The 16,502-nt window shown below is 59.8% G+C and carries 17 protein-coding genes; 6 read left to right on the top strand and 11 right to left on the bottom strand.

Annotation, left to right across the window (positions count from 1 at the left end; genetic code table 11):
• The 3 genes from ACWF6P_RS30350 to ACWF6P_RS30340 all read left to right on the top strand — a co-directional run bounded on the left by ACWF6P_RS30350 (position 1) and on the right by ACWF6P_RS30340 (position 3,546).
• Positions 1-1,677 carry an FAD-dependent oxidoreductase gene (locus ACWF6P_RS30350; RefSeq protein WP_378649179.1) on the top strand — a complete coding sequence of 559 codons (1,677 nt, stop codon included), beginning with the start codon at positions 1-3 and terminating at the stop codon, positions 1,675-1,677.
• Positions 1,678-1,686: 9 nt separating this feature from the next.
• Positions 1,687-3,123 carry an ATP-binding protein gene (locus ACWF6P_RS30345; RefSeq protein ID WP_452623511.1) on the top strand — a complete coding sequence of 479 codons (1,437 nt, stop codon included), beginning with the start codon at positions 1,687-1,689 and terminating at the stop codon, positions 3,121-3,123.
• Positions 3,124-3,192: 69 nt separating this feature from the next.
• The gene (locus ACWF6P_RS30340) at positions 3,193-3,546 is read left to right on the top strand and encodes a UBP-type zinc finger domain-containing protein (RefSeq protein ID WP_452623510.1); all 354 of its coding nucleotides are present in this window, start codon (positions 3,193-3,195) and stop codon (positions 3,544-3,546) included.
• 1 nt (position 3,547) lies between these two features.
• Here the strand turns inward: ACWF6P_RS30340 and ACWF6P_RS30335 are convergent, their stop codons facing one another.
• Entirely contained in the window at positions 3,548-3,901 is a 354-nt protein-coding gene (locus tag ACWF6P_RS30335; RefSeq protein WP_452623509.1) for a hypothetical protein, read from the bottom strand.
• 30 nt (positions 3,902-3,931) lie between these two features.
• The gene (locus ACWF6P_RS30330; RefSeq protein WP_452623508.1) at positions 3,932-4,519 is read right to left on the bottom strand and encodes a DUF3558 domain-containing protein; all 588 of its coding nucleotides are present in this window, start codon (positions 4,517-4,519) and stop codon (positions 3,932-3,934) included.
• A gap of 83 nt (positions 4,520-4,602) precedes the next feature.
• On the opposite strand from ACWF6P_RS30330, the gene ACWF6P_RS30325 reads away from it, so the two are divergent.
• Entirely contained in the window at positions 4,603-5,658 is a 1,056-nt protein-coding gene (locus ACWF6P_RS30325) for a 2,3-butanediol dehydrogenase (protein WP_003941279.1), read from the top strand.
• Here the strand turns inward: ACWF6P_RS30325 and ACWF6P_RS30320 are convergent.
• From ACWF6P_RS30320 to ACWF6P_RS30310, 3 genes are all read right to left on the bottom strand, one after another.
• Positions 5,648-5,971 carry a 4Fe-4S dicluster domain-containing protein gene (locus ACWF6P_RS30320; protein ID WP_452623507.1) on the bottom strand — a complete coding sequence of 108 codons (324 nt, stop codon included), beginning with the start codon at positions 5,969-5,971 and terminating at the stop codon, positions 5,648-5,650. The genes ACWF6P_RS30325 and ACWF6P_RS30320 overlap by 11 nt on opposite strands.
• Positions 5,968-7,557, bottom strand: coding sequence for an FAD-dependent oxidoreductase (locus tag ACWF6P_RS30315; RefSeq protein ID WP_452623506.1), 1,590 nt, complete (start codon positions 7,555-7,557; stop codon positions 5,968-5,970). Before ACWF6P_RS30315 ends, ACWF6P_RS30320 begins: the two co-directional genes overlap by 4 nt.
• A 125-nt stretch (positions 7,558-7,682) precedes the next feature.
• Positions 7,683-7,928 (bottom strand): hypothetical protein, encoded by a 246-nt coding sequence (locus ACWF6P_RS30310; protein WP_238054068.1) that lies wholly within the window; start codon positions 7,926-7,928, stop codon positions 7,683-7,685.
• Between the two features lie 223 nt (positions 7,929-8,151).
• Between ACWF6P_RS30310 and ACWF6P_RS30305 the strand changes: the two genes are divergently transcribed.
• Positions 8,152-8,532, top strand: coding sequence for a helix-turn-helix domain-containing protein (locus ACWF6P_RS30305; RefSeq protein WP_452623505.1), 381 nt, complete (start codon positions 8,152-8,154; stop codon positions 8,530-8,532).
• On the opposite strand, the gene ACWF6P_RS30300 is transcribed toward ACWF6P_RS30305, so the two are convergent.
• From ACWF6P_RS30300 to ACWF6P_RS30280, 5 genes are all read right to left on the bottom strand, one after another.
• The gene (locus tag ACWF6P_RS30300; protein ID WP_452623504.1) at positions 8,529-10,322 is read right to left on the bottom strand and encodes an AMP-dependent synthetase/ligase; all 1,794 of its coding nucleotides are present in this window, start codon (positions 10,320-10,322) and stop codon (positions 8,529-8,531) included. The genes ACWF6P_RS30305 and ACWF6P_RS30300 overlap by 4 nt on opposite strands.
• Positions 10,319-10,762, bottom strand: coding sequence for a MarR family winged helix-turn-helix transcriptional regulator (locus ACWF6P_RS30295; protein WP_007726042.1), 444 nt, complete (start codon positions 10,760-10,762; stop codon positions 10,319-10,321). The genes ACWF6P_RS30300 and ACWF6P_RS30295 overlap by 4 nt, the downstream gene beginning before the upstream one ends.
• 103 nt (positions 10,763-10,865) lie before the next feature.
• The gene (locus tag ACWF6P_RS30290) at positions 10,866-10,997 is read right to left on the bottom strand and encodes a putative transporter small subunit (RefSeq protein ID WP_047889221.1); all 132 of its coding nucleotides are present in this window, start codon (positions 10,995-10,997) and stop codon (positions 10,866-10,868) included.
• Between the two features lie 27 nt (positions 10,998-11,024).
• Entirely contained in the window at positions 11,025-12,677 is a 1,653-nt protein-coding gene (locus ACWF6P_RS30285; RefSeq protein WP_452623532.1) for a sodium:solute symporter family protein, read from the bottom strand.
• 388 nt (positions 12,678-13,065) lie between these two features.
• Positions 13,066-14,364 (bottom strand): plasmid pRiA4b ORF-3 family protein, encoded by a 1,299-nt coding sequence (locus ACWF6P_RS30280; RefSeq protein WP_452623531.1) that lies wholly within the window; start codon positions 14,362-14,364, stop codon positions 13,066-13,068.
• 341 nt (positions 14,365-14,705) lie between these two features.
• On the opposite strand from ACWF6P_RS30280, the gene ACWF6P_RS30275 reads away from it, so the two are divergent.
• Positions 14,706-15,311: a T3SS (YopN, CesT) and YbjN peptide-binding chaperone 1 gene (locus tag ACWF6P_RS30275; protein ID WP_452623503.1), complete on the top strand. Its 606-nt coding sequence runs from the start codon at positions 14,706-14,708 to the stop codon at positions 15,309-15,311.
• 416 nt (positions 15,312-15,727) lie between these two features.
• Here ACWF6P_RS30275 and ACWF6P_RS30270 read toward each other — a convergent pair whose 3' ends face one another.
• Positions 15,728-16,318 carry a hypothetical protein gene (locus ACWF6P_RS30270; protein WP_452623502.1) on the bottom strand — a complete coding sequence of 197 codons (591 nt, stop codon included), beginning with the start codon at positions 16,316-16,318 and terminating at the stop codon, positions 15,728-15,730.
• Between the last annotated feature and the right edge of the window lie 184 nt (positions 16,319-16,502).

Raw genomic sequence — 16,502 nt, 5'->3', positions numbered from 1 at the left:
GTGAGCGCACCGAAAGCCCCGGCCAAACCAGCGATCCTCAGCGTCGACGACGATCCTGGTGTTTCGCGTGCCGTCGTTCGAGACCTCCGCAAACGGTACGGCGAGAAGTACCGAATCATTCGCGCGGAGTCCGGCGACCAGGCTCTCGAAACCTTGCGTGAAATGAAACTTCGCGGCGATGCAGTCGCTGTCATCGTCGCGGACTACCGTATGCCTGGTTTGAGTGGAATCGAGTTCCTCGAACAGGCAATGGACCTGTACCCCGTAGCTCGGCGCGTTCTACTCACCGCATACGCCGACACCGACGCTGCGATCGACGCCATCAACGTCGTCGACCTCGACCACTACCTCCTCAAGCCGTGGGATCCGCCGGAAGAGAAGCTGTACCCCGTCATCGACGCGCTGCTCGATGCCTGGGCTAGCTCGAGCCATCACCCCTCCGAGGAAACCAAGGTGATCGGTCATCGTTGGTCCGAGCGATCATCCGATGTTCGAGAGTTCCTGGCACGCAACCAACTTGCCTATCGCTGGTACATGTCGGACGAGCCTGAAGGTCAACGACTCCTCTCGGCCGCCGGCACCGACGAACTGCGCCTTCCCGTCGTCATCGCATCCAACGGAGATGTCCTCGTCGAGCCCACCGACGCCGAACTCGCCGACAAACTCGGGCTGAGCACCACTCTCTCCGAAGACTTTTACGATCTCGTTGTCATCGGCGGCGGCCCCGCCGGTCTGGGAGCCGCCCTGTACGGCGCTTCAGAGGGGTTGCGCACGGTTCTCATCGAACGGCGAGCGACTGGCGGCCAGGCCGGTCAGAGTTCGCGGATCGAGAACTACCTCGGCTTCCCCGACGGAGTCTCCGGCGCACAGTTGGCCGATCGCGCCAGGCGCCAGGCAACCAAGTTCGGCGCCGAGGTCATCACGGCTCGCGACGTCACCGGTCTGGAAATCAACGGCTCGGCCCGCACAGTGCGTTTCGACGACGGTTCGTCGGTCGACGCCCATTCGGTCATCTTGGCGACCGGTGTTTCCTATCGCCAACTGTCGGCGCCGGGGCTCGATACCTACACCGGCCGAGGGGTTTACTACGGATCGGCCGTCACCGAAGCCGCTCGGTGCAGCGAGCAGGATGTGTACATAGTCGGCGGCGCCAACTCGGCAGGCCAAGCTGCGGTCTACCTCTCCCGCGGAGCTAGGTCCGTCACCATTCTCATTCGCGGCAACTCGCTCGAAGCATCGATGTCCTACTACCTGATTCAGCAGATCGAAAAGAATCCGAAGATCACCGTGCGCACGTGCACGGAGGTAGTCGGCGCTGAGGGTGACGATCACCTCGAACGAATCACACTGCGTAACAGAGCCACCGGAGAAGAAGACACTGTCGATGCTCAGTGGTTGTTCATCTTCATCGGTGCCGCTCCCCTGACCGACTGGCTCGGAGACGTGGTGGTCCGCGACGGAAATGGCTTCGTTCTTGCCGGCCCGGACCTTCCGTCCGAAGGCGTCACACCGGACGGGTGGCCGCTCGACCGCGCACCACATCATCTCGAAACCAGTGTCCCCGGAGTATTTGTCGCCGGAGACGTACACGCCGAATCGGCCAAACGCGTCGCGTCGGCCGTCGGAGAGGGCGCGATGGCCGTGATGTTCGTCCACCGCTATCTCGCTCAACAATAGGGAGATTCGATGTCCATTCCTGAATGCAGCCCCGATCTGCTTCGCACCCTGTTCCTGTTCGAGAAGCTCACCGACGATCAGCTCGAATCACTCTGCCAGGCAGGCCATATCACCGAGATCGATCGAGGTCAGGTCTACCTCGAAGGTGAGCCTGCCACCTGCTTCTACGTCCTCATCGAGGGCGAGGTGGTGCTGTCCAAGCTGTCGGGCGGCGAAGACATCGAGATCAACAGGACCACCCAGCGCGGCGTCTACTCGGGAGGCTGGACGGCGTATCTCGGCGATCGTGTACCGCAGGTCTACGCGGGGTCGATGCGAGTGACGACTCCTTCGACGTTTTTCGTCCTGGACGCCGACAAGTTCGGCAACGCGATGCGCGAGTGGTTTCCGATGGCGGTTCATCTGCTCGAAGGTGTTTTCTTCGGCAAGAAGAACACTCAGCAGATCATCGATCAGCGAGAGCGACTCCTTGCACTCGGATCACTGTCGGCCGGGTTGACTCACGAGCTCAATAACCCTGCAGCCGCAGCGGTTCGAGCGACAGCCTCTTTGCGCGAGCGTGTCGCAGGCATGCGTCACAAACTGGGGATGGTTGCATCGGGCACCTACGACCGCGATGCCCTCGTCACTCTCATGCGACTTCAAGAGGAAGTTGCAGAGGTTGTCGCCAAGGCGCCGACGCTCACTCCCCTCGAAGCCTCGGATCGAGAGGATTCGTTGGGTGAATGGTTCGAGGATCATTCGATTCGAGAGGGTTGGGATCTGGCTCCGACCTTCGTGCAGGCTGGTCTCGACACCGCTTGGCTCGAGAATGTTGCTGCAGCCGTAGACGAGTCGGTGTTAGAAGGCGCAATTCGCTGGCTGAATTACACCATCGAATCCGAACTCCTGATGAACGAGATCGCCGACTCCACAACGAGGATTTCGACTCTCGTCGGTGCGGCGAAACAGTATTCTCAGATGGACCGCGCGCCCTTCCAGACCATCGATGTCCACGAATTGCTTGACAGCACGTTGATCATGTTGGGGCAAAAGATCGGAAGCGGAATCGAAGTCGTCAGGGAATACGACCTCGCGCTGCCACCGATCGACGCCTATGCCGCCGAACTCAATCAGGTGTGGACCAACCTCATCGACAATGCGGTGTCTGCCATGGACGGATCGGGAACACTCACCGTTCGGACAAGCCGAGACGGTGACCGCGTGTGCATCGAGATCTGCGACACCGGCGCCGGGATCCCCGATGACGTCATCGACAGGATCTTCGAACCGTTCTTCACTACCAAGCCTGTCGGCGAGGGAACCGGTCTCGGCCTTGATATTTCGTGGCGAATTGTGGTCGGCAAGCATCGTGGTGAGCTGCGGGTCACGTCGGAGCCCGGTAACACCCGGTTCAGAGTTTTGTTGCCAATCGCGGGCCCACCGCGGGATACGCGCGACGACTAACCACCTTGCACGGCCGGTAGGCAAAGCGCACGATGAAATGACCGACTTCAGTCAGCGAGAGGGTGGACCATGACCGACGGACTTCCAGCGGGGATCGAGCCGAGCGTGCCGCCCAGTGGCGCGGGATGCGTTGAATGCGAAGCGAGCGGCGGTTGGTGGGTGCACCTGCGTCGATGCGCGCAATGCGGTCACGTGGGGTGTTGCGACTCCTCACCGTCACAGCACGCGAGCAAGCATGCGGCCTCGACGAAGCATCCGTTCATGCAGAGCTACGAACCCGGTGAGGATTGGTTCTGGAGCTTCGAAACCAATGAGGCGTACGACGGACCTGAATTGGCGGCGCCCACTTCACATCCCGTAGCTCAGCCGACGCCGGGACCTAAGGGTCGTGTCCCAGCCGATTGGCAGCAACACATCCACTGACTCAGTTCGGTTGGTCGATCGACCACAAAGTCGAGACGTTCGACGCCTCCTGATTCAATGCGTTGTCGATGCAGGCTTGAAACTGAGCCTGCATTGCCTCCACGACCGCGATATGACTCGCCAACACATCGACGAGCGCATCGTGGCCACCGACGGCCTTCTCCTCGAACTTCGTCTGAAGCGCTCGACCTGATGCGAGCGTCCCTAAACCACCAACCCAACTCAGTTTCGCAGCAGCAACAGACAAATGCTCCAACGTCATTTGGTATTCGCCGCATGCCGTAACTAGCAATCGCGCCGTGTCCGGATCCAGCGAGAACGAAACCTCGGCCCCGGAGTCCTCATTTGAACTCATGCGTAGCACCACCTTCATCAAGCGAGCGATTCATCTGGGGAGCTCCGGGAAGAGTTTGTCGGTAATCGTCGAGGCGAGGCCACACGGGTCGATCGGCGTCTCACCGAAATCTGGGGCGATCCGAACGATCAGCACCCCCTGATTGGTCGTCCAAGCTACTGAGCAAATCTGTCCGGTCGCATCGTCACGCTGCCCGAATTTGATAGCAGGGCCGCCATGAACATTCGCAGCCCTTACATCGGCATTGTTGGTGTTCGCTTCGACTTCGTCGAGAGTGTGGTCTGTTGACCAGACGCTCAGCGAAATTCCCGTCCCATCCCATGAGCAGATTTCAAATCGTGGAATCTGAACTCCAAGAATCCCGCGTTCCTCAGTCGCCGGATCAACGCCGACATACCGCAAGGCACTGTCGCTAATACCGCTACAAGGGTCAAATAGCCCAACAGCGTCGTCGGCTCGTACTGCATGCCCCTCGACCGTCGAGGAACAACCCCCAACCAACAGCGCGGCCGCGACCAAGACCACTGCACCCCTCACTCCCACAGCACTCCCCCTCGTTCGCGGCCCGCTCACAGTATTGGACGCTCCCCAGCACCGATCGGTTCCACCCCATTGCATTCCGTTGCAACCCTTCACCCGGGCCGATAATCGGCCTAGCGTCGATCTACCAGGGGATTCACAACGAAGTGAGGTGCGGATCAATGAAGGCAGCACGGTTCCACGGGCAGAAAGACATCCGGATCGAAGAGATCCCTGAGCCCGAATTGCGGCCAGGAACAGTCAAGCTGAAGGTCGCATGGTGCGGAATCTGCGGCACCGATCTCCACGAGTACCTCGAGGGACCGATCTTCATCTCCGCACCCGGACACCCGCATCCACTCTCACACGAGAATGCGCCGGTCACGATGGGCCACGAGTTCTCCGGCACCGTCGAAGAGGTCGGCGAAGGTGTCACGGACGTCGAGGTCGGTGAAAATGTTGTCGTCGAGCCGTACTTCGTCTGCAACGAGTGCGCCCCGTGCAAGGCGGGCAACTACCACCTGTGTACGAAGATGGGGTTCATCGGCTTGGCCGGCGGCGGTGGCGGACTCAGCGAGAAGGTCGTCGTCGACCGTCGCTGGATCCACAAGATCGGCAACATCCCGCTCGACGAGGCAGCTCTCATCGAACCGTTGAGCGTCGCCCATCACGCCGTCGTGCGCAGTGGTGCCGAAAGCGGCAACGTCGCCATCGTGGGCGGAGCCGGACCGATCGGACTCCTCGTTGCGGCAGTCCTCAAGGGTCTGGGTGTCACGACGATCGTCACCGAACTCAGCGAAGCCCGCAAAGCCAAGGCCCTCTCCAGTGGAGTCGCCGACTACGTCATCGATCCCACCACCGAAGACGTCAAAGCGCGCGTCCTCGAACTCAGCGGAGGCATCGGCGCAGACATCGGTTTCGAGTGCGCAGGCGTCAACGCAGTACTCGACACCATGCTCGACACGGTCAGGCCCGCCGGAGTTGTTGTCAACGTATCGATTTGGGGCAAGCCCGCGACCATCGACATGCAGAAGCTGGTCCTCAAGGAAATCGATCTACGCGGAACCATCGCGTACGTCCGTGACCATGAAGCGGTAATCAAGATGGTCCAGGACGGTGTCGTCGATCTAGCGCCATTCATCACCGGTCGCATTCAGCTCGAAGAATTGATCTCCGAAGGATTCACCACTCTGATCGAGCACAACGACACTGCAGTCAAGATTCTCGTCAGGTCGTGACCGGACGGGGCACCTCGGGACCCACCGCGGTCAGCGACCCGGGTGCCCTTCCCTTGCCCCATCCGATCTTCTCTCGGTAGCGGCCGATGTGATCGCCCTCGATCACATCGGCCATTTCCAGCGGTGTGGATTGCGGATGCACGTATAACGCATCCGTCGGGCAATAGGCCTCGCACATGAAGCAGGTCTGGCAATCCGATTGGCGCGCAATCACCGGGACGCCCGACGGCGTCCGGTCGAAAACATCTGTAGGACATACATCTACGCACTTGTCACAGCCGATGCATGCCGGCGCTGACACAAGCTCGATCATGACGCCACCAGTGCAGATCCGACAGATTCGGAAGTCCGGGTCCACACCGAATCCAAACCACCGGTGAGAACATGATGGTGCTGCGTCACATCGAGTTCGGGAAAATCGTCCCGCTTGCTCATTCCCCGAGTCTCGGTCCGCGCCAAGGTCGAGTGATACATCCACCGACCGACAGCCGTGATCGCGGCCGCTTGCCGCGCTGCCATCCGCCCTGCAGGATCCGCTCCCAAGTCTGCACTCACTGCACCCCACAGCGATTCGAGCTCACTCAGCGCTGTGGATACTCGATCACCGCTGCGGAGGTAGTTCTTGTCGAAGGGAATCAGCTGCGCCTGAGCAGCTTTCACCACATCGTCGGCAGCAAATCCGGTACGTACCGGATTGCGCAATCCGACGGTTCCGGCTCCGTGAAGAACACTGGTAGACCCGCGTCCGACCGACAGCGCATAGCGCGCAGCACCGGTTCCCGCCCATGAACCAGAAGACATCGCCCACGCGGCGTTGTGACTTCCCCCGCCGGTAAAGCCGCCACAGATTCTCTCTCGGGTTGCAGCGTCCCCGGCGGCAAACAGTCCTGGAACGGATGACGCGCAATCGTCGTCGACGACGTTGATTCCCCCAGTCCCGCGAACAGTGCCTTCGGCGAGCATCCCGACTTCGAATTTGTCGGTGAAGGGATCGATTCCGCGGCGATCGAATTGTAGGAAGAAGTTGGGTTGCCCCAGCCTCATTCGACGCTGCACCTCGGCGTCGGCCCGATCGATCTGCGCGAAGACGGGCTCGTTCCGCAACGTGCTGGCGATGACGGACCTCCCCTTCGCCGAACCGGCTCCTTCGAGCACTCTTCCGTCAGCGTGGAAGAACGTCGCGTACGCGTAGTAGGCAGTTTTGGTGATCGTCGATCCGGCCGCTGCGATTCCGTACGCGTTGGAGAACTCCATGCCGGAGAACTCGACTCCGACTTCGGCTGCCATCAATGCACCGTCACCGGTATCGACATTGGTGCCCAACGCACCGGACAGAAACGCACAACCTCCGCTGGCGACCACTACCGCGCCTGCCGATACGCGGTAGTCCTGATGTTCGTGACGCTGATATCCGGCGACTCCGCGAACTCGGCCCTCACCGTCCACCAACAACTCGAGTGCCGGCGAATGGTCGAGGATGCGCACCCCGGCTCGACGAATCCAGGTGCGCATCCGCCGCATGTACTCAGGCCCCTGCAAGCCGGTGCGTATCTGCTTGCCCGTGCTGGTGTCGACGGGGAAGGGATATCTGCCCTCCACCGCGAGGAGATCCATGTTGGAGTAGGTCTGCGCGAGGACGCGGTCCATCCAGTGGTGGTCGGCAAGATATCCGCCGAGCGCCTCGCGTCCGGCCTTTGCCCGCTCACGTGCAGTCGTATCCGGTTCGACGTACCAAACACCCGTTCCGGAGGGGGCCGTTGCGCCGCTCGTTCCGCAGTAGCCCTTGTCGACCAGGACGACATCTGCACCGGCCTTGGCCGCGCGCAACGCTGCCCATGCGCCGGCGGGGCCACCACCGATCACCAATACATCGGTGGAGAGTTCGAGGACGTCCGTCACTGGCCAACTCCTGTCAGAGGTCTACGCAACATTTCTGTTGCCGCAATATTCCTCGAACGAACTACCCAGCGCCACAGTCAGAATCACTGTGAACTCAACCGGTCACCATCGCATCGACAGATGCGCTACGACGCTTCCCGCTCCTCACCTGTGCACAACGCGGAATACTTGGCGAAGGCTTCCTGCAAGGTCAGCGATTTGCGTCGCTCGGCGATGTCGCGGGGCTTTCCCTGCGCAACACATCGGCGAGCATGCTCGATCACAGCTTCACGTATGACGCTGGAAATGTCCGCGCCCGTGAGCTCTTGGAGGGTCTCTAGGGCCCTCAGTTCCTCTACGTCGAATCTCACCGTTACCGATCGTCTAGCCACGCTCAGGATGTTACTTGCGGGTACACCAAATTTGGTGAGTTACATATGCGTCGAGTCGAATATCTTTGGGCGCCAAAACCTTCGAATTCCGATCTACGTGGGTAAATCGTTTTCCGCCCGTGGCACTCATGTAATGCAACGCACACAGCGCCATCCAGCGTGCCCACGGACACTGTCGCTGTCTATGCTTGCGAAATACTGCCTTCGATCGGAGATACATCGCGTGAGCATCGACCACATCGTTTCCGCAGTCGACGGCGATGCTGCCGAGCGAATCAAAACGGCCTTGGCCGAGAGGGCCGCAACCTCGACGGACACGACCACGCTGGTGTTCGACGGTGTCCGGATCGAGATTCCTCCGTCGGTCGGCGACGCCGTCGTGCAGCTCCTGACCTACCTCGCGGCTGGCGACAGCGTCGCTCTCGGGCCCGTCGCAGAACTCCTCACCACCTCGCAGGCAGCAGAGATCCTCGGCGTTTCGGACACGTATGTACGCAAGCTCGCCGACGCCGGGAAACTCCCGATCGAACTACGCGGCACCCACCGCAGGTTCCGCCTCGATGACGTGATGGCTTACCGCGAGCAGTTCCCCAAACGTACCTAGCTCTTCGCGTACATTCCTTCGATCTCCTTCGAGAACCGATCGACGACGACATTGCGCTTGATCTTGAGCGTCGCTGTCATCTCACCGTCTTCCTCGGTCAGATCGCGATCGAGAATGACGAACTTCTTGATCGACTCCGCATGCGAGACAGCTGCATTGGCGTCGTCGACGGCCTTCTGCAGCTCCGCTCGAAGGTCCTTGTCATCACGCAGTTCGGCGACGCTGGCGCCAGAAGGCTTGCCGTTCTCCGCCTTCCACTTCTCGAACACCTCGGGATCGACGGTCAGCAGCGCCGTGATGTAGGTCTTCCCGTCGCCGACGACGACTGCCTGCGAGACGATGGAATGCGAACGGATACGGTCTTCCATCGGGCCTGGCGAGACGTTCTTGCCACCCGCCGTCACCAGAAGATCCTTCTTGCGTCCGGTGATAGAAAGGTAACCGTCGCTGTCGAGTTCACCGAGATCACCGGTTCGCATCCAGCCGTTGACGAATGTCTCTTCGGTGGCCTTGTCGTTCTTCCAGTAACCCTTGAAGACGACTCCACCGTTGAGTTCGATCTCGCCATCCTCGGCGATGCGTACCCCGTTGCCGCCCATCGGCTGTCCGACGGTTCCGATCTTCTGAGCACCCGGCACGTTGACGCAGTGCGCCGCAGTGGTTTCGGTGAGACCGTAGCCCTCGTAGATCGGAACTCCGAGCCCGCGGAAGAAGTGCCCCAACTCAGGAGTGAGGGCGCCGCCGCCGGAGATCGCGAACCAGCACTGGCCGCCGAGAGCCTCACGAAGCTTCGAGTACACGAGCTTGTCTGCCACTGCGTGCTTCGCCTTCAAGATCAGCGAGGGACCGCCCTTGTCGAGGGCTTGGCTGTACTCCTTGGCGGTGGCTTCGGCGAAGGCGAAGATCGCGCTGGGGATCTTTCCACCGGATTCCGCCTTGCGTGCTGCGCCGTCACGAACTTTTTCGAACACACGCGGAACACCGAGGATGGTGTTGGGCTTGTACCGCTCGAATTGAGTTGTAATGGTGGCAAAGTCGGACCAGTGCGCCTGCGAAGCGCCAGCTTCGAACGTCGCAAGGGACACCGCGCGGGCCAGTACGTGAGCGAGCGGCAGGAAGGTCAGGACTCGGTTTCCCGGAACCGCCACCTTGCCGATCGATGCCGTCAGAATCCCGCGCACCTCGGACAGGAAGTTGCGATGTGTGAGGATGCATCCCTTGGGACGGCCTGTCGTGCCAGAGGTGTAGACGAGCGACGCCAGATCGTCGGCCTTGATGCCCGCGAGCCGTTTCTTCAGCTCGGTGTCGTCAACGTCGGCACCCTGTGCGGTCAGCTTTTCGACTGCTCCGTCGTCGATCTGCATGACGGCCTTGAGAGAGCTTGGCGCGTCCTGGAACAGCTGCTCGTGCGCGCCGGTTTCGACAATCGCGATGACGGCCTCGGAGTCTTCGAGGATCCAGCTGACCTGGCCCTGAGACGACGAGTCGTAGATCGGAACGGTAGCCGCGCCGGCCGCCCAGATGGCGAAGTCGAAGAGTGTCCACTCGTATCGGGTCGCGGAGAGCAGTGCGACGCGATCGCCTGCCTGCACGCCAGCAGCGATGAGACCGTTTGCGACGCCGGTGACCTGCTCGGCGAACTCTTTAGCCGTTACATCTACCCAACCCTCTCCCTTGGGGCGGGAGAACACCGTCAGTTCGGGCGTGCGCTCGGCGTGAGTGAAGACGGTGTGCACCACAGACTCATTGTCGGAGATGGTGAACTGGGCTTTGGCGCTGTACTCACTCACAGGGTGTCATCTCCGTTGGTCTGCGATTCGATGCTGATTCTGAAGCGGTGGAGTGCGCGGGCGAAGTCTGCGACCTCGGACTCGGTCCAATCGTGCAGCCTGCCGGCGACTTGGTCGAGCCGACGCGCGTCGGCGGCGTCGAGGTATTTGCGGCCCGCCTCCGTCAGGTGCAGCGGATTGCCCTGACGAACGGATCCCGGATCGGCATACACCCAGCCTGCCTCGATGCACCCGCGCACTTGGCGCGAGATGGTCGAGCGGTTGACGCCGAAAACTTCGGAGATCTCCGTGGCCTTGCAGCCGTCGTTGCGGCCGATGAAGGAGAGGAAGGAATGCTGCGCGATCGACGGGTGGTCATCGGAATGCCGATCCCCCGTCATCAGCTGCCGCGTGAGGTGCACCAGCTCGTCATGAACGGCTGGTGGACCGGTGAGCGCCATTGCTCCGTCGTGTTGCACTGGGCAACTATAACGCCGACCCCTGTGTCCGACGCAATATGACCGCCGCCACCGACAAGAAGTCCGTCGGTGGCGGCGTGAAAAGTTAGACCAGATCTTCACCCTTGCGGCGGGCAATTGCCCAATCCTTGAAGAACCCCTTGCTGATGACTCCCAAGACAACCAGCACCAACGCCGGCCAGATCAGAACGTAAATGGTCAGTAGAGCTGTACTCATCCGTATCCCTTCCACTTGTCTCGACGGTTACTTTCCGGACGCTCCCACGGCAGGAAGCTCATCCTCGTCGAAGTCTCCGGTCCGCTGCTTGATGAGTTCGAAATCGAACGTCTCACGCTGATTGACGGACATCGCAAAGCACACGACGGTACTGACGGCATAGGCCACCAAAGATCCGCTGAGCGTTGGGTAATCGTGCAGGAAGCCGATCGCGAACGGCGCGGACAGCACGATCGCCAGGCCACCGACGATCTGCGCAACCTTCAGACCGAAGAATCCAAATGTCATGAGCCCCAGCACCACTCCGATACCGAGAACGGCAACGATGTCGGAGAGAATCCCGAACATCCCATCCATCGGCACCCAACTGAATCGGACGGGCAAGAAGGCAGCAAGAGCCACCAGCACCGACACAGTGAAGGCCTTGTTGGTGACCTTTCCCCAATAGAAGCTCGCAATAACCGGGAACACCAGCGCGCCCCACAGCGCGCCGACGAACACCAACAGATCCAGAATGCTCAATTGCAGACTTGCCAAGGAGATAGCCGCCGCCGTGGCAACAATCATCGTTACTCGGCCGATGAGCAGCATCCGTCGAGGGTTCGCATTAGCCTTGCCTGCGACGGCTTGGCCGTAAACGTCGGTCATCACGATGGACGAGAGCGCAGCAAGGTCCGAGTCCGCCGTCGATGACAGCGCGCCGATGATCATGACAAAGAAGACAGCCAGCAAAATTCCGGGCAGGTAGGACGCGGCCATCTGCGGAATCAGGTTGTTGACGTCACCATCCATCGGCTCGATTCCGAGGTATAGAGCGAGAACACCCAGCATTCCGACGCCGGTGGCAGTGGCGCCATATCCCACGGTTGCGGTGATGAAGGTTGGCTTGATCAGGTCTTCGCGGACCGCGAACAGACGTTGGGCAATGGTCTGGTTGCCGATTGCGTAGGCAAGAACTGCCGCGATGTACGGCGCACCCTGTTCGAAGAAGGCAACGCTCGAGAAGAAGTTGCCCTGCTCAGCAGTAAGGTTGCTTGCCCCGGATTCGAAGGCTGCCGGGAACCCCGCCGCAAAGAAGATGAACGGCACCAAAACTGCTACCGCACCGAGCATTCCGATCAGCTGAACGAAGTCGGTCAACACCGAAGCGCGGAAGCCCGACCACAGCGTGTACAGCAAAACGCCCAACGCGACGATGAACACACCCTGGATGAAGTTGAACGGCGAAAGCAACGCGATCAGCAGACCACCAGCGAGGAAGTTCGACATCAAACTGATGAGACTACCGACGATATTGGAGCCCGCGAGCATCAGCTGACTCGAGCGTCCGTGCCGCGCGTACATGACCTCAGCCAGGGTGTGGGCTTTCGGCGCTACTTTGCGAATTCGCTGGCCAAACGGATAAATGAAGAGAATCATCAACGCGCCCCATAAACCGTAGTGAATGGGGCCGGAGATTCCGTAGGTGTAGCCAGAAGTGGCGGATGCGTACATCGACGACGCCCAAATCCAGGTGGCCGTCATACTCGCGGCCGAAACACCAAATCCTAACTTGTTTCCGGCGGTCATAAAACCGTCGGCATTTTCCTGTTTCTTACCAATACGAAGAGAAATCAGAAAAGTTCCACCATAAAAAGCAACAAGCAGTGAAACAATTACCAAGGTACTGAACTGGACCATGTCGGACCCCGTCACATGCCACATCCTTCGCACATAATCGACAGAACAAAGCACAAAACCCCTGTTCAGGATCTTTGCGCTTCGTTTCTGCACGCCCTAGGAGCGACCGCCATACCAACACCGGTCACATATTCAATTGACTAGCAACACGCACTTCGTCTTTTCGGAAACCCAACCTCCACAAAATAAATCTTCTGCGCAAGCTTTTGGCTCGACCACGCAATTCAACAACTGAGAATCGACCATAGCATGATGGCAATTTCGAACAAAAACTCCGATATTTTTCCACCCGAAAATATTCATGTTTCCGCCGCAGAAAAATCGTGCGCTTCCAGCGCATATAACAACTCCGCATCGATTGAAATCGATTCTCGATTCGATCGCGTACCTACATCGACAGGACCATCCTGGCAAACCGTCGGCCCCACTCGGGATCGGCGGAAACATGCTGGTCCAGCGGATTGGAGACAATCGCCCCGATCATTCGCAGGTACAAGAGGGTGTCTCGCACCATCCACGTCCAATCGTCGTCGCATAGGCGTGTTCCGTCTGTTGTCGACCAACCCAATGCCGTGAGGCCTTCGATCATCACTTCACTACGTTCGGACTCCGACAAGCCGGCAGCCAACGTAAGGAACAGAATTCGGCCGGCTTCCTGCGCCAACTCGCCCTTTCCCAACGGCATGGCCGTCACGATGTGACGCCACAGCTCGCCTTCATATGCAAGCACTGACGCGCCGAGTCGAGTCAGAAGCAATGTGCCTCGGAGTTTCCGGACAAATCTCAGTGTCTTTGCGACTTCAACGAGTACTGCTAATTGCGAGTCACTCCCTGCCATGACATCGATCCCGTCACTGTCCCAATCGAGTTCGTCTCGGGCATACGCAACAAGGTCCGGAGGCAGTGACCCGGATGCCGTCAAGACAATCCCACCACCTCGCGCGGAGTTCAGCAGCCACAGCAGTTGACGGGTTGCTCCTTCACGCATCACCTCGAAGTAGTTGTCGTATCCGCCACGAAGCTCCGCTTCGGCAACTGCGGCAAACAGTTTCGGCGCGGAATGAACAGACAAGCGGCGCAAGAACTTCTCGAACAGCGAGCTTCCCACAGGCGGTGACTTATGCAATGCCACTGCAATGGTGACCGCTGCATTGGACTCTGCGGGAACAAAACGTTCGGGATCGAACAGTCCATTACTCGCCTGCCCGTTCAGGAACTCGCGATACCCGATCGGACCGCCAGAATCCTCCGGCGGGCACGCCCTCGCACCGTCAAGACAAGATGGCTCAGAAATCGGCTGGTCTTCGACAATCTGCTCGAGAACCAACGTGTGACTCCACCTTGCGCGGGCGTTGTACTCATAACGGACGTACTCCCCGACCGCGGTAACTGCCTCGTCGATCCGGACTTCGTCCTCACCAAACTCGTCTTCCTGGTATCCGTCGCGCTCGATCACCTCTGGCGCGATGTACCGATCTGGGCCATTGTCCGTTGAATGATGGACACTCACCCACTGATGAGCGTGTTGATCTCCCCATCCCATCACCGCCTGCACAATCGAATGAAGCTGGTCCAGTTCAATATTCGACGGAACCGAAAACCGTCTCCAAATAGGCGGCGTGATGCAATCGATTTCGATCCGCACGACAAAGTTCGCCGCCGCCGGCCGTCGACGCTGATTCCGCATCTGCCTCGGTGTAAGGACCTTCATCTGGCTTTGCGCCGCTTGATATGCAGGTACCAAACGCAGATGTGAAGCTCGCCGAACTCGCTGACCCGTCATCTATGGAGGCTAGATCTACCTACCGACAAGCCGAGATACTCACTGCCACAAGGTTGCCCGTTTTGTCGGGGCTCGCGTCACGTCGCTGGTCGGCTGTCAAGTCCTGATCAGCGCGGACCTGTGGCAGGCATCTTTAATCATCCACTGCACGGACAATAGTGTGCGCCGATTACCGTAGACCTGACAGCTACCGCACGAAAACAGTGCCCAGCGCCTGCTCGGACTGGCACAGAACATGAGGATCCATGAGCGACCAAGACACGACCGCCGACCAGCCCCTCCACATCAACGGCGCAATTGCCTTGGTGACGGACGAGCGCGACGAATTGGTTCGCCTGTGCGTTCAAACTCTCGCCGAACTACTGGGCAGTGAGCCTGCCACCGATGACGACGGCGACATCGTCGTGCCGGTTCACGGATTTGTCGTCTACGTGACCGTCGCCGACGACGGCCCCCAGATCAACGTCTGGTCCTCGGTTCTGACCGGCCTCGGCAATCCCTCGCATGCTGCGACTCGACTGATCGAACTCGCGCAGGAATGGCCGCGCCTGCGCTTCGCCTTCAGCGGCGACCACCTACTGGTCTCCACGATGCTCGACGCCGATCCCTTCGCTCCGCAGCATCTGCTGAACCTGATCGACGAGGTTCACGACTTCACTCACGAACTCGACGACGATTTCGCTGAATCATTCGGCGGGTCCCTCGACTGCGACGCAGATGACGACAGCTACGCCGGAGACTGCAATCCCGGCGGTTGCGGCGGAGACTGTGACTGCGCGTGCGGCGATGAAGCAGACGCCGTCGACGGTGATCTTGATATTAGGGCAGTCACCTCGACGTCCAGCAAGTAGGCAACAAGCCACTGCCCGTACTGCGTGCGTGCATCTCTGCGATTGCTGAGGTGCACGCACGCTTACGTTTGTCATCGCTTCTCGGGACGACCGAAAGCGACCGAATGAAATTCGCTTGCGCGGCAGGAACGACGACGGAAAGATCGTCACTGCCGGTTTCGCTACTGTGCAGCGCAATGACCTTCGGCCCGGCAGCGAACTCATCAATCAGACCACGACGGGCTGGCCTGCTATTCCTTTGTGCGGCTTGGCAGAGAGCTCATATCAGTCGCCGATTTAGGCGCCGAACGCGCCTGAATCGCGAAAATCCCTCGCCTACAGCTACTTTCGTCGGTGCAATTCAACGACGCAATGCCCCCCCTAGACGTCGCTGTACCAACCAGACGACTGGGATTGCGGGCGAGGCCGCCCCAAGATCAGCCTGCGTATGGCTCGCAGGCAGGTCCGGTGATGTAGCCCTGCTCGCAGCCATGCTGCGTTTGGATATCACCGCTGGTCGGCTCTTTGCCACACTTAACACCGCAGCGTTCGTATCCGTTTACGACACCATCACCGTTCCGGTCTTCGTCAGGGTCATAGGGGTAACCGCCTCCGGGATTCGTGTTCGCCTCCGCACGCATCTCCGCACAGGCCGGATCGGTCGTGGAGTACGAGCCATCGGTGTAGACCGCAGTTCCCGGGTAATCGCAGTACCGTAGAACCCTTTCCGAAGCTTGTGTAGTTGCCGGAGGCACATAGGTGTCGCAGGATGCCTCGTAGCCAGTGGTGCCATCGGAGTACAACGCGGTACCTGACTGGTAGAGGGAGAAATCGCCGCATACGAAGGTGATCGGCGCGACCTCGGGTGTGCTGCTTGGGGGAGGTACTACGGCCTCAGTTGCCGGGACGGCTGTTGCCGATGAGCTTGATGGGGTTGTCGACGGCAAGTCTGTGCCTGGGCCGCCGCAAGCAGAAAGACTGAACGACGAGAGCAATGCGCCAACAGCGAGGATGAGCGCTCTCTTCATGTCAGTCTCCTGTGTGTTCCCGCACGCTGTTGTGTCGAACGAGCAACTCCGGCGATCACCGCCGTGAGCATTCTCCGCATCGTGCCGCCTTCACCCGGTAGCGATTCGCATCACATTGATAATCGGCAGACGAGAAAACTCGTTACGGAGTTCCGAGTTTTCTCGTCTGCCGTTATCAACGCAG

This window comes from Rhodococcus sp. NPDC055024 (assembly GCF_053608585.1).
The sequence above is the reverse complement of the archived record's forward strand: the minus strand, read 5'-3'. Positions and strand labels throughout refer to the sequence as shown.

Coding starts and splice junctions, on each gene's coding strand:
- ACWF6P_RS30345 (WP_452623511.1), top strand. CDS start 1,687: ATGTCCATTCCTGAATGCAGCCCCGATCTGCTTCGCACCCTGTTCCTG.
- ACWF6P_RS30340 (WP_452623510.1), top strand. CDS start 3,193: ATGACCGACGGACTTCCAGCGGGGATCGAGCCGAGCGTGCCGCCCAGT.
- ACWF6P_RS30335 (WP_452623509.1), bottom strand. CDS start 3,901: ATGAGTTCAAATGAGGACTCCGGGGCCGAGGTTTCGTTCTCGCTGGAT.
- ACWF6P_RS30330 (WP_452623508.1), bottom strand. CDS start 4,519: ATGCAATGGGGTGGAACCGATCGGTGCTGGGGAGCGTCCAATACTGTG.
- ACWF6P_RS30325 (WP_003941279.1), top strand. CDS start 4,603: ATGAAGGCAGCACGGTTCCACGGGCAGAAAGACATCCGGATCGAAGAG.
- ACWF6P_RS30320 (WP_452623507.1), bottom strand. CDS start 5,971: ATGATCGAGCTTGTGTCAGCGCCGGCATGCATCGGCTGTGACAAGTGC.
- ACWF6P_RS30295 (WP_007726042.1), bottom strand. CDS start 10,762: ATGGCGCTCACCGGTCCACCAGCCGTTCATGACGAGCTGGTGCACCTC.
- ACWF6P_RS30290 (WP_047889221.1), bottom strand. CDS start 10,997: ATGAGTACAGCTCTACTGACCATTTACGTTCTGATCTGGCCGGCGTTG.
- ACWF6P_RS30285 (WP_452623532.1), bottom strand. CDS start 12,677: ATGGTCCAGTTCAGTACCTTGGTAATTGTTTCACTGCTTGTTGCTTTT.
- ACWF6P_RS30280 (WP_452623531.1), bottom strand. CDS start 14,364: ATGCGGAATCAGCGTCGACGGCCGGCGGCGGCGAACTTTGTCGTGCGG.
- ACWF6P_RS30275 (WP_452623503.1), top strand. CDS start 14,706: ATGAGCGACCAAGACACGACCGCCGACCAGCCCCTCCACATCAACGGC.
- ACWF6P_RS30270 (WP_452623502.1), bottom strand. CDS start 16,318: ATGAAGAGAGCGCTCATCCTCGCTGTTGGCGCATTGCTCTCGTCGTTC.